Genomic DNA, 11860 nt, shown 5'->3' on the forward strand with positions numbered 1-11860 from the left:
GGCCCTTACTCTCCCTTACTCTCCCGATCGGCCGACACCGCCGGAGGTTCGGGGCTTTCCCGATCGGCCGACACCGCCGGAGGCTCGGGATCGGCGTCGCCGAAGGTGCCGATGAATTCGTTGTCCTCCCCGCTGAGCACCTTCTCGAACGCCGCAAGGTTGCGCGTCGACTCACCCCGACCGACCCTCCAGGCCCATTCCTTCTTCATCCCTGTGAGGAAACCGATGAGGAGGAGCTCGTTGAACGAGGAATCCGCCGTGGCGAGCATGGCGCCGAGCAGCCCGTCGAGCTCATCGAGCAGATGCTCGCGTGGCACGCTCGCCCGCAGATAGACATCGCCGAGGCTGTCGATCGCAAACGACACCGGCCCGGGCCGGAGGTTCTTCTGCAGCAGCCACCGGTTGAATTCGGCCGAGTTCTCATCGGGATGACGGATGACGAAGGCCTGCAGATGGGCGGTGCGAGCGAAGACGCTGATCGCCACGTTCGTCTTGAGCTTCTTCTCCCCCGGCAGGGTGACGACGATCTCCGTGTTCTCGATCGAGTCCACGGGGACCTCGTTGTTCTCGGCCCAGGTGCGCACTCCGGTCAAGATCGCCTCGGTGTCGGTGCTCATGCTCTCACGCCCTTCGCTCGGCTCTCGTGCTCACCGCCGACTCTAGTCCCTCAAGCTCCCAGCGCGTCCGACTTCCGAGATGATGCGCCGGAGATATCCGGCACGGCGTCGAGGACGGCGGCGACGGTCCGAGCCCAATCGAAACGTTCGGCACGGTCGACGGCGTGGCCGGCGAGTTCCGTCCGCAGCTGCGTGTCCTCGAGCAGGGTTTCGATCGCCGTCGCCCAGTGGTGGGGGTTGTGATCGGCGATGAGCAGTCCCGAATGCCCGTGTTCGACGATCTCCGGGAGTCCGCCCACCGCCGAGGCGATCGCCGGCAGCCCTGAAGCGGCTGCCTCGGCGGCCACGAGTCCGAAGGATTCGCTGCGGGAGGGGACGATGAGCACGTCCGCGGCCCGGTAGTAGTCGACGAGGATGCGGGAGGGAACGGGCGGGCGGACCTCGACGCTGGGTTCGTTCCCGATCGCCGCGGTCAGCTCCCGCAGATACGCCGAGGAGGGGCGGACCGCTCCTCCGCCTGCTTCGACGCCTGCCCCCGAGGCGGCGCCGAGGAGGATTCCGCGGGTTCGAGAGGCCAGGTGGGGATTGCGTTCCCGCAGTTCGGCCAGGGCGTCGACGGCGACGTCCGTGCCCTTGATGAACTGCATCCGCCCGACGTAGAGGATGATCGCCTCGTTCGCGGCGAATCCCAGACGCTCGCGCGCGTCCGCCTGAGCGTCCGGCGCGTAGAGGGCATGGTCGACCCCTGGTCGGGCGACGACGACCGAGTCGGGATCGGCGTGGAGTTCGGTGACGAGGTCGCGGCGTTCGGCAGGGGTGGCCGCGACGAGCAGGTCGGCCTGCGCGGCGATGCGTCCTTCGGCGTCGAGCCGCTGGGGCCGTTCGTGGCTGGTCTCCGAATCGCGGTTCTTCACGGCACCGATCGTGTGCATGCTCACCGCGATCGGCGCCCGCACTGCTCTGCCCGGCCCCAGCGCGTCGGCGGGCCCGGACCCGGAGTCGGTGTCGAAGTCGGCGGCGATGTCACGGGCGCGCAGGGCCGCCTCGGCGGAGATCCAATAGTGGGTCCAGATGAGATCGGCGGCGCGGAAGTCGGGATGGACCGTGAGCAGTTCGGCGAGTTCGTCGATCGCGTCGGCGAGTTCGTCTTTCGTCGCAGCGCCGACCGGCAGGTGGTGGAGGGTGATGGATTCGGTGATCTCCAGCGTCGTGCCCGCGCCGGCTCCCGTGCCGTCGAGCCCGCCGGGGTCGGCGGTGAATACGTCGACTCGGTGTCCGGCCGCGGCGAGCGCGCGCACGGATTGGTCGACATAGACGTTCATCCCTCCGGCATCGCCCTGGCCGGGTTGGGCGACGGGCGAGGTGTGGAGGGAGAGGACGGAGATGCGCACGGAGACAGTCTAGCCAACGACCTCAGTCGGGTGACCAGTCGAAGCCGGCTCTTCATCGAAGCCGGTCCCTCACCGAAGCCGGCCCCTCACCGAAGTCAACGTCTAATCGAAGAAGGTGCCGAGGATGCGGCGCACGTCGTGTCGTCCGCGCCACAGGATCGATCCTGCGGGGAGCACCTCGAGACGGGAGGTCGGAATCGCACGGTGGATGTCCTCGGCGACGGCGACCGGGTGCGCCGGGTCGTCTACGTGGGTGAGCACGAGGACGTCGCCGGAGAAGGTACGCAGATTCTCGGCGGCGGACTCGGTGTCCGCGACGGCGTTCTCGAGGGCGAGTCCGAGCCCGTCGGACATGTCGGTGCGGACGAGGTTCTCGGCCTTCGCCTTCGTCCAGGCCCGCACGGGGATCATCTGGGCCACCTCGGCGGGCTCGCGGGAGAGCATGAGTTCGACGATGCCGTCGATGTCCTCATCGGCGACGAGGCGACGCAGTCTCTCCAGGTAGCAGCGGTTGGCGGCGGCCACCTCGGCGGGGAATCCGGTGAAGGAGGCGGGGAGGACGAGGGCGACCTTGTCGAGGCCGCGGGTCACGGGGTGGGCGATGCTGAGCAGGTGGAGGAGTCCGCCGGCGGACATCGACACACCCAGTGCTCGGCTCGCCGAGGTGGTGCTCACGGCGTCGGCGAGCACTTCGGCGATCTGCGGGTAGGTCCACCCGGGGCCGGGTGAGGGTCGGCCGCCGTGGCCGGGCAGGTGGAGGAAGTGGCGAGTGCCGGTGATGCCGGTGCCGAAGGGGCGGGTGTCGCGGATCGCGCCGGCGAATCCGTGGCCGAAGAGGGTGTGCGGGTCGCCGGTTCCGAACGTGGCGATATAGCCGGATTCGGGGCCCGGCAGGTTGAGGTCGGTGCTCATAGGGCGAGTCTAGTCAGCGTGTGCTGGGCGCGTGCCGATCGGGTTCGCGAATGCTGTTGCGGCGTCACGCCGGTCAGCGGTTGCGGTAGCGCGGGTCGACGGCGCGGACCTTCGGTCGGACGTCGGTGAGGTAGACGATGCCGGCGACGAGGGCGATGATGTTGAGGAAGATCATGCTCATACCCATCGGCGGCAGGGCGATGAGGGCGAGCGCGAGTCCGACGCCGAGGAGGATGACCCAGAACTTCTTGCTCTGTTTGTCCACGGCGCGGTAGTTCTCGTCCTTGAAGCGGAGGCAGTCGATGAACGCCCAGAGTTGGACGATGAATGCGGCCACCGTCAGTGCCAGAAAGACGAGACGCTGAAAGCCCGCGATGTATTCCATGGTCCCAGCCTAGCAATCTCGCGCTTTCGGGGCAGTTCCGGCCCGGAGATCCTCGGCAATTGCTCACCCGCGTCCCACGGCTTTCACAGTGGGTGCTGGGTGCCCCGAGGCGGCAGTCCGTGGACCGTGCCCAGGCTCACGCCGGCAGTTCGTCGTCCTGCACTCAGTTCAGGCCGCCGCTGCCCCAGCTCAGAGGATCCCGGTCGTGCGGATGAGGGCACACACGCCCATGCCGATGACCACGGCGACCAGCATGGGCACGCGCAGGATCGCGGCGAGCACTCCGGCACCGACGCCGATGAGGCGGGCGGGATCCGCGATGTCCTTGCCGTCGAAGACCGCGGTCGTCGCGAAGACGGCACCGATGAGCACGACCGTGGCTCGGTCCATCCATATCGTCACGCGTTCGGTCGAGTCGGCTGAGTCCGAGGACTCGCCAGACGGGACGGACTGGCCGGACGCCGAGGATTCGCCAGACGGGACGGACTGGCCGGACGCCGAGGATTCTCCATGCTCGGAAGATCCGGCCCCCACCGAGGCGGTCGACGGAGTACGTCGACGACCCCTCACAGCGATCGCCGCTCCCACCTTCACTCCGGCGAAGCGCATGAGATAGGTTCCGAGACTCAGCCCGGCCAGGGCGATGAGAAAGCTGACTGCGCTCATCGGTGCCCCTCCCCTCGAGTCGCGGATTGCGTTCGGTCGTCACTGCGCTGTTCGGCACCGGGCAGTTCAGCATCGCCCTGATCGGCACTGCGCTGATCGACACCGTGCAGTTCGGCACCGTTGTCTCCGGAGCGGCGGCGGATGAATGAGCGCACGGCCCAGCCAGCGGCGACGAAGACGAACACGGACAGCGAGGTCACTGCCCCCAGCCCGAGCGGCAGCAGCGGGGTCAGCCCCACGGCGATGAGGATTCCGATGGCGGTCAGCGAGAGCGTGACCGTGTTCTTCAGATCCCCGCGGATGAGGCAGAAGAGGATGATGGGGAAGGCCGCGTCGAGTCCGAGCAGGTCCGCGTTGATGACATTGCCCAGCCACTGTCCGACCATGGCGCCGCCGGGCCACATGATGGCGATTGCGGCTCCCATGAGCAGGAACGCATGCCATTTCGCGCGATCGTTGTGCCCGGTGCGCGAGATCGCGGTGGATTCGTCGTTGATCCAGTGGGAGGCGATGAGAGCTCGCCAGTCCTGTGGGAAGAAGGGGCCGACGGCAACGCCGAAGGCGAAGTTCCGGGAATTGACGAGGAGCCCCGCGAGCACCGCGAGAATCGGGGCACCGCCGGCTGCGATGACGCCGACGAAGGTGAACTCGGCGGCACCGCCGAGAGCGAACATCGCCAGCAGCAGCGTCTGCCACCAGGCGAAACCGGAGACCGCGGAGATCGCCCCGTACGACAGCGCGACTGCGATGATCGTGATGGTGACGATGGCGACCGCACGATAGGTCGAGCCGGCAAGAACTCGCTCGACGCGAGGCTTCCGCTCAATCGTGCGAAATAATGAACCCATGTTCTATACAGTGCACCCTCGGCAATCGTTCGTCAACCCGAACGACCGACGCGCTATAGTGAACCCATGACTTCTCGAAGCAACGATGATTCGCTGAACGACTCGCACGGCAGTGCCGACCCCGCTTCCGCCTCAGATTCCGACCCCGCTTCCGCCCCTGTTGCCGGCACCGGGCTCTCGCCGAGTCAGCAGATCGCTGCGGCCTTGAAACGCGAACGGCTGCGTGCCGGACTCTCTTTGTCCGAAGTCGCCAGAAGGGCAAGAATCGGGAAGTCGACGTTGTCCGGACTCGAGACGGGAAGCGGCAATCCGAGCCTGGAGACGATGTGGGCACTGGCCGCTGCGCTCGATATCCCTCTCGCTCGCCTGCTCGACCCTCCCCCGCATGAGGTGGCGCTGCAGCACGTCGGCGATATGCCCAGCCTGCCGTCGACGACCGCGAACTATGTGGCCACCCTGCTCTCACCGTCGCCGACGAATGCCCGTCGCGATGTCTACTTCATCCAGGCCGAACCGGGCGAGCCGCGCGAATCTCAGCCGCATCCCCAGGGCACGATCGAACATGTCATCCTCGGCCGCGGGTCCGCACGCATCGAGGTCCTCGGGAAGTCCTATGACTTAGGGGTCGGCGACTACCTCACTCACCCGGGCGATCAGCCCCATCGATTCACGGCTCTGGCGCCGGGCACGAACGCCGTCTTCGTCGTCGAAAGCAGCTGACCGCACCTCAAAGCCCATTCGTGGCACGGCCTGTCAGTCGCGGACCCCATTCGAGCTCCGCCCCGTTCGGCGCACGGCCGGCAGAGTGGGCCCACACAACGCGCGACGCCCAGCGCTTTAAGCGCACTATCCGCAGATCGACAGCGGTATCACAGACTATTCAACGACCGGACCGTCATCGTCTTCGGCGTTCTCCGCCAGCGGCGGAAGCCGCGACTGTGCCTCCTCGCGTGTCAGCCCTGCGGCCTGCAGCAGGTCGACGGCGACTGTGCGCAGGAGCAGGACCATCGACTCGTCGTGGATGTCCCAATCGGGTTTCGCCCGCGGATCCAGAGCCCCCGCCGCTTCGGACAGGGCCGCCTCGGCGAGGGAACGGTCGGTGCCGCGGCGCAGAGCGATCTCGAGCTTCTTCGCACCATCGGCCAAGGATCCGACATAGTCGGCGATGACGGGTTTGGCGACGCCGAGCTCGGTGATGCCGACGACGCGGCGGGCGATGACTCGCATGGTCCGCATCGCGCGGTCGGAGAAGGTGTGGGCACGTGACAGGCGGGTGACTTCGGCCGCATGCCGGCGGGCACGTGCGTTGATCTTCGCGGCTTCACGGGAGATCCGCAGGGATGAGCCCCAGGAGTCGATGATGTCCTGGGTTTCGCGAGCGCGCTCGAGGGCTCGGCCGGCCATCGTCACATCGGCTTCGCGCAGGGCTCGTTTCATCATCCTGAGGACGGCGTCGACCTCCTCGAGCATGTCTGCGGCCAGGCGCCGCGGGACCTTGCGAGCGTCGCGCGGGATGAGCAGGGCCAGCAGAATCGCGCAGACGGACCCGGTGAGAGCGTCGAGAGTGCGCGGGAACGGCATGGTGGTGGCGGTGGCCGGGACTACGACGACGTAGACGGATTGGACGGCGATCTGCGTGATGAAGATGCCGCCGGAGTTGAGGATCGTGCCGATGACCAGGCCGACGATCAGGGTCAGGGCGAGCTGCCAGATGCCGGAGCCGAAGAGGTTGACGAGTATCTCGCCCACGAGCACCCCGAAGGTCGCACCCATGCCGATTTCCATCGCCCGGCGCAGACGACGGTCAGCGACGGGGCCGATGCCGACGGCAGAGGCGACCGCAGCGAGGAACGGATACGGGTGGCCGAGCACGTAGACGCAGAAAGCGTAGGCGGCGGTCGCGGCGATGGGGATCTGGATCAGTTGACCGGAGTTCACCCACACCCGCTTGAGTCCTAAGCGCAGGCGGTGGGCGACGACGTTGAACCCTCGCCGAGGCAGTTCGCTGACCCGTTTGTCCGCCATCAGTCCCCTCTGCCGCTTGCTGGTGCTGTACTCAGAATACCGGAAATGTGGCATGCTAAAGTCTGTCCGCCGAGGAGGCTAACGAATGACAACGAATCTCACCCGAAGCGAAGCGCAGAGTCGAACACAGCTGCTCGAGGTCGATTCCTACTCAGTCCATATCGACGTCAGCAACGCCGAAACCGATGCCGACACGTACCTGTCTCGCACTGTCGTCGACTTCTCCGCTCGCTTCGTCGATTCGACATTCATCGACCTCATCGCCGACTCCGTGACCTCCGTTCTGATCAATGGTGAGAGCCTCTCCCCTGCCGAGGTGTTCGACGGCGCCCGGGTCACGTTCCCCGTCCGCGCCGGCCGCAATTCTCTGACGGTCGAAGCGCAGGCACGCTATTCCACCTCGGGCGAGGGACTGCACAGGTTCACCGATCCTGCCGACGGCAAGACCTACCTCTATACGCAGTACGAACCCACCGACGCCCGTCGCGTCTTCGCGAATTTCGACCAGCCCGACCTCAAGGCCGAGTTCATCTTCACGGTCACCGCTCCCGCTCATTTCCAGGTCCTGTCGAACCGGGCCGAGGCACGGACGGAACCGGCCGATGGCTCGGCGGGGGCCGCCTCGGCGGGATTCGAGCCTGCGAACGGATCCGCCTCGGCGGCCGTGGTCACCCATTACTTCGAACCGACACTCAAGCAGTCGAGCTACATCACCTGCATCACCGCGGGGCCCTACGAGGGGGCGACGGACGAATGGACGGATCCGCGCACCGGGCAGACCGTGCAGCTGGGCGCGTGGACGCGCGCGAGCCTCGTCGACCACCTCGATGCGGAGGATATCTTCGGCGTCACGAAGGCGGGCCTCGACTTCTTCACCTCCGAATTCGACTACCCCTACCCGTGGGGCAAGTACGATCAGATCTTCGTTCCCGAGTACAACCTCGGCGCGATGGAGAACCCCGGCCTGGTCACGTTCACGGACAATCTGATCTTCCGGGACAAGGTCACGGACGCGAACTACGAGTCACGCGCCAATGTCATCCTGCACGAGATGGCGCACATGTGGTTCGGCGATCTCGTCACGATGAAGTGGTGGGATGACCTGTGGCTCAAGGAGTCCTTCGCCGACTTCATGGGCGGGCTCGCGCTGGCCGAGGCGACGCGGTTCACCGATGGGTGGGTGACCTTCGCGCTGCGCCGCAAGGCGTGGGCGTACACGCAGGATCTGTATCCGACGACGCATCCGATCGTCGCTGACATCCCCGATGTCGAGGCCGCGAAGCTCAATTTCGACGGCATCACCTATGCCAAGGGCGCGTCCGTGCTCAAGCAGCTCGTCGCGTTCGTCGGCCGGGAGGCGTTCTTCGCCGGGTCGCGGCTGTACTTCAAGCGGTTCGAGTACGGCAACACCGAGCTCGCGGATTTCCTCGAATGCCTCGCCGAGGCGGCGCCGGAGCGGGACATCGCGAACTGGGCGGCCGCGTGGTTGGGGACGTCCGGAGTCTCGGAGCTGTCCCTGCAGCTGACCACCTCGGATGGTGCGGCTGGGCCTTCGGATGGTGCGTCTGCGGGTTCGGCCGGGTCGGCTGGAGCGGTCGGGTCGGCTGGAGCGGTCGGGTCGGCTGGAACGGCCGGGGCGGCTGGAACGGCCGGGTCGGCTGGATTCGCCAGCTGCGGAGCACCGACGGATTCCGTTGCCGCTTCGCGGGGCGCTGGAGGCGGGAGACTCGTGGCTTCGAGTTCTGGAGCTCGGCTGCGCAGTCCCGATGCGGTCGACGACAGCGTCGACGGTGCGACCGGAGCCGCGTCCGCGGCCGGGTCCGGGGCAAGCGGAGCTGCGCACGCGGCCGGGTCCAGGGCAAGCGGCAGTGTTCAGCCGCCTCGGCGACGGTCCGGGTCGGAGAAGGTCACGGGCGCCACGATCACTCAGGCCGATTCGGCCGAGGGCGCGTCTCTGCTGCGGCCGCACACGATCGAGATCGCCACGCTCGGGCGGTCGGGGCGGGAGATCGTGCCCCTCGATTCCTTCCGTTTCGAGTTCTCAACCGAGTCTGCCGACGTCGAGCAGCTGATCGGCCGCAGGGCCGGCCTGATCACTCTGCTCAACTACAACGATCTGGACTATGCGCGGGTGCGCCTGGATCCGGAATCGACGGAGGCGGCGGTCACCTCGGCGTCGCGGATCACGGACCCGCTGTCGCGGGCCCTGGTGTGGTCGGCGTTGGACAATGCGGTCCGCGATGGGCTCATGCCGGTCCAGAAGTACCTCACTGCCTATGCCCGCAGCCTGGGCAAGGAGAGCCACGCAGGGATCATGGCGGGACTCAGCCAGACCGCTCTGACCTGCATCGATCAGTGGGTGGCGGACCGGAATTTCGATGCCGCGATCACGGGGCTGTTGGGAGCGGCACTGGATGCGTTGGCTGCGGCGAAGGCCGGGTCGGATGCGCAGCTGCATCTGGCCAATCTGGTGTTGGCGCTGACCTCGCGGACGGCGCGATGCGCGGCGGGCAGTTCCGCGGTGGCCATGGGGCGTGGATTCGCCAGTCAGATCCTGGCGGTGCCCGTCGGCGAGGAGGTCGACCGGATGTATGCCGGAGCTCCCGGGCAGTCCGGGCGAGTCGATGCTGCCGGTCAGGCTGGTACGACAGATCAGGCCGGCGCAGTGGATCAAGCCGGCGCGGCGGATCAGGCTGGCGCGGCGGGACAGTCGGTCGAAGCGTCCGGCGATGCCCGCTCGGGCCGAGGTGCCGAGCATTCGACTGCGACGCTGCCGTTCCGCGGCCTCATCAATGATCATGCGCTGCGGTGGAATGCGCTGACGGCGCTCGTGTGCCTCGGGTGGGCCGATCAGACCGATATCGCACGGGAGAATCATTCGGATCCCAGCTCTTCGGGTCGGCTCCACGCCGAGACGGCCAGTGCGGCTCTGCCTCTGCCGATCGTCAAGATCCGTGCGTGGGAGGCGATCCGCGAGGCGGGCGCGCTGAGCAACGATGTGCTGTCGGCGATCATCTCCGGGTTCATCGCGCCGAGTGCGATGCCGCTCATCGAGGAGTATGTCGATGAGTACTTCGATGGTCTGCTCGGGTTCTGGATGGACAATTCGATCGAGATCGCCCGTCGCCTGGTGCTCGGCCTCTATCCCCGCTGGTCAGTCGACGAGGAAGCTGTGGTGGAGAAGACCGACACGTGGTTGGCCGCCAACGTCGATGCGCCCGCGGCCCTGCGCCGCCTGGTCATCGAACGTCGGGATGATCTGGCCCGTGCCATCTTCCTGAAATCGACTCAGAGTTCGCGACACTGACCGGCAGGCGCCTCGGCGAGGGGGCTGGGGCGAATCAGCTCAACAGCCGCCTCGGCGAGGGGACCTTGGGCGAATCAGCTCCGCAGCCGCCTCGGCGGGCGAGTACCGGTGAAACCGAGCCGACGGTCGTCCCGGTCAGCTCTGTTCGATACCGGCCTCGGCTAGCGCCGCTCCCCTGGCGGGGCTCCCCAGCTAGGGCTCACTTGAAATCGCTGATGGCCGGCGCCCTTCCTTCCTGGGGCACCGGCCATCAGAGTGTCGGCTCGTCTCAGTTTCCGCCTGAACCGGCTGTTCGTCGCTCCGACTCGGTCCAGATCGCTCCGACTCGGTCCAGATCGCTCCGACTCGGTCCGGGTCGCTCCGACTCGGTCATGGTCAGAGGATCCGGCGGGCTCCAGAGAATTCGTTTCCGGAATCCCACTTCTTCCAGTCGGTGACGTAGACGTCCTTCGACGCGTTCGGCGAGTGGATCATCTTGCCGTCGCCGACGTACATGCCGACGTGGTGGACCGTTCCCGAGCTGGTTGAGAAGAACAGCAGGTCACCGGGTTTGAGGTTCGACGAGGAGACTGCCTTGCCGGCCTTCGCCTGTTCGCCGGAGTCGCGGGGCAGGTCGATGCCGTGGGCTTTGAAGATGGAGTAGGTGAATCCGGAGCAGTCGAATCCGTAGGCCGAGACTCCGGCCCACAGGTAGCGCAGGCCGTCGAACTGCTTCGCGGTCTTCACGAGGTCTTTGCCGCTGGGCTTCTCGGGTTTGCCGCCGACATCGTAGACATCGACATCGTCGATGTCGATCCAGGCGGCTCCGCCTCCGGGGAGTGCGACGCGGACGTCGTCGACGTCCTGTGCGATGAGGGGCAGATCGACGTTGAAGCTGATGTCGGCACCGGTGTCCTTGGTGAACTCGATGCCTTCGAGTTCGCTCTTGGGCTTCGTGACCACGGCTCGGGGCTGGTCCTCGCGGAGCTTCCCGAAGCGGTCGTTTTCAACCAGCTGCTTCTTGGGCAGCCAGCCCGGGTAGCCCTTCTTGTTCTTCGGGGTCTGCTGGTCGGTCACGGCGACCTTGGCCCAGCTGCCCTTGACATCGAGGACGGAGACCTCCGAACCGTACGTCGCTTGGGTCTCGGTTTTGCCAGTCAGTCCGCGGCGGGCATCGGTGGATTCGAGGTTCTTGTTCCACTTCTTGAGGGCGACGGGGTGCTGGAGCGCAGGCTTGTCCACCTTGCGCGGAGCCTTAGGGTCGGTCCACAGCGTCGCTACCGTGACATCGACGTAGGCGGTCTCGCCCTTCTCGATCGTGCCGTCGGTGATTCGTTCGAGTTCTTGGCCGGGCACGACTCCAGCGGAGATGCCGGACGTATTTGCGGCGTCGGTCGAGGACAGATTGCTCGACAGTGCGGGAGCACCAGCGCCGAAAACCAGTCCGACCCCAAGTGCTGCCGAAACAGCAATTTTGGTACGCATTATTTCTCTTTCGGTCTGCGGGCGGCAGGCCCGCGTGGGGGAAGTCTCCGAAGGTGCGCAAGCGCATTCGGCGTACTGTCTTCGCTTCTGATTCGGCCTCTCCGTCAGGAGCGGCCTCGCCGGAAACGAGGTTCTGCACGGTGTCGATTCTACCGGCTGTCACACGACCGGCGGTATTCATGACACCGTGACAGGATAACGCGGACTGGTCATGGTTTGAAGTCCACTTGCTCGAATCGATGCTC

Annotated in this window: 10 protein-coding genes; 2 read left to right on the top strand and 8 right to left on the bottom strand. The window is 66.5% G+C overall.

The features are described from left to right. Window positions 1-5: 5 nt before the first annotated feature. The 6 genes from BLIN9172_RS08365 to BLIN9172_RS08390 all read right to left on the bottom strand — a co-directional run bounded on the left by BLIN9172_RS08365 (window position 6) and on the right by BLIN9172_RS08390 (window position 4819). The gene (locus BLIN9172_RS08365) at window positions 6-617 is read right to left on the bottom strand and encodes a YbjN domain-containing protein (protein ID WP_101554644.1); all 612 of its coding nucleotides are present in this window, start codon (window positions 615-617) and stop codon (window positions 6-8) included. A gap of 50 nt (window positions 618-667) precedes the next feature. After that, a complete protein-coding gene (locus BLIN9172_RS08370; protein WP_240812077.1) occupies window positions 668-2008 on the bottom strand; it encodes a glycosyltransferase in 1341 nt (446 codons plus the stop codon). Window positions 2009-2110: 102 nt separating this feature from the next. Further along, window positions 2111-2920: an alpha/beta fold hydrolase gene (locus BLIN9172_RS08375; RefSeq protein ID WP_101554645.1), complete on the bottom strand. Its 810-nt coding sequence runs from the start codon at window positions 2918-2920 to the stop codon at window positions 2111-2113. Between the two features lie 73 nt (window positions 2921-2993). After that, the gene (locus tag BLIN9172_RS08380; RefSeq protein ID WP_101554646.1) at window positions 2994-3305 is read right to left on the bottom strand and encodes a DUF2516 family protein; all 312 of its coding nucleotides are present in this window, start codon (window positions 3303-3305) and stop codon (window positions 2994-2996) included. Window positions 3306-3494: 189 nt separating this feature from the next. After that, complete coding sequence (locus tag BLIN9172_RS08385; RefSeq protein ID WP_101554647.1) at window positions 3495-3971, bottom strand: AzlD domain-containing protein; 477 nt, start codon at window positions 3969-3971, stop codon at window positions 3495-3497. Next, entirely contained in the window at window positions 3968-4819 is an 852-nt protein-coding gene (locus tag BLIN9172_RS08390) for an AzlC family ABC transporter permease (RefSeq protein ID WP_101554648.1), read from the bottom strand. The genes BLIN9172_RS08385 and BLIN9172_RS08390 overlap by 4 nt, the downstream gene beginning before the upstream one ends. A 66-nt stretch (window positions 4820-4885) precedes the next feature. Here BLIN9172_RS08390 and BLIN9172_RS08395 point away from each other — a divergent pair, with 66 nt between their 5' ends. Next, a complete protein-coding gene (locus tag BLIN9172_RS08395) occupies window positions 4886-5539 on the top strand; it encodes a helix-turn-helix domain-containing protein (RefSeq protein WP_101554649.1) in 654 nt (217 codons plus the stop codon). A 156-nt stretch (window positions 5540-5695) separates the two neighbouring features. Here the strand turns inward: BLIN9172_RS08395 and BLIN9172_RS08400 are convergent, their stop codons facing one another. Continuing rightward, window positions 5696-6844 (bottom strand): FUSC family protein, encoded by a 1149-nt coding sequence (locus BLIN9172_RS08400; RefSeq protein WP_101554650.1) that lies wholly within the window; start codon window positions 6842-6844, stop codon window positions 5696-5698. Window positions 6845-6929: 85 nt separating this feature from the next. Here BLIN9172_RS08400 and pepN point away from each other — a divergent pair, with 85 nt between their 5' ends. Further along, on the top strand, window positions 6930-10151 hold the full coding sequence (gene pepN, locus BLIN9172_RS18520) for an aminopeptidase N (protein WP_240812076.1): 3222 nt from the start codon (window positions 6930-6932) through the stop codon (window positions 10149-10151). Window positions 10152-10526: 375 nt separating this feature from the next. On the opposite strand, the gene BLIN9172_RS08415 is transcribed toward pepN, so the two are convergent. Further along, entirely contained in the window at window positions 10527-11615 is a 1089-nt protein-coding gene (locus BLIN9172_RS08415; RefSeq protein ID WP_101554651.1) for a C40 family peptidase, read from the bottom strand. Window positions 11616-11860 lie beyond the last annotated feature (245 nt).

It is taken from the genome of Brevibacterium linens ATCC 9172, from assembly GCF_900169165.1.
Lineage (GTDB): Bacteria > Actinomycetota > Actinomycetes > Actinomycetales > Brevibacteriaceae > Brevibacterium > Brevibacterium linens.